Annotated in this window: 1 protein-coding gene; it reads left to right on the top strand. The window is 45.3% G+C overall.

What is annotated here, in order from left to right; translation table 11 throughout:
- Window positions 1-755: class I fructose-bisphosphate aldolase (locus ACFIO5_RS11545; RefSeq protein WP_375705486.1), on the top strand; the 755-nt coding region annotated here is incomplete at both ends.

A 755-nucleotide genomic window follows, 5' to 3' on the forward strand; every position in this document is an offset into this window, starting at 1 on the left:
TAGGTGCGGGTAAAGGTATTTTGGCAGCAGATGAAAGTACTGCAACGATTGGAAAGCGTTTTGAAAGCATTGGGGTGGAATGCACCGAAGATAATCGTCGCGCCTATCGTGAAATGCTGTTTACTGCAAAAGAAGCCATGGAAAGCGCTATCTCTGGTGTCATCTTATTTGATGAAACACTGCGTCAAAAAGCATCTACAGGGCAGATGTTGACAGATCTTATTCGTGATGCAGGTGCTGTGCCGGGGATCAAAGTCGATACCGGTGCCAAACCATTGGCGGCTTTTCCTCAAGAAACGATTACAGAAGGCTTGGATGGTCTTCGTGAGCGTTTAAAGGATTATTATACTTTGGGAGCCCGTTTTGCTAAATGGCGCGCGGTCATTGCCATTGATGCACAGACTCTCCCAACAAGAGGGGCAATCAGTCAGAATGCACAAGCTCTCGCGCGTTATGCTGCTTTATGTCAGGAAGCTGGTCTTGTACCGATTGTTGAACCGGAAGTGCTGATGGATGGACCATCACGCCAGCATTCTATTACGCGTTGCTTTGAGGTGACAAAAGTTGTTTTACACACTGTGTTTAAAGAATTATTTGAGGCACGTGTTCTTTTCGAGGGCATGATTTTAAAACCCAATATGGTGATTGATGGAAAAGATGCGCGCATTGCTTCTGTGGAAGAAGTAGCTGAAAAGACAGTTCATGTTCTTAAACAGACTGTTCCTGCTGCTGTTCCAGGAATTGCTTTTCTTTCT

The organism is Bartonella sp. AA86SXKL (assembly GCF_042196885.1).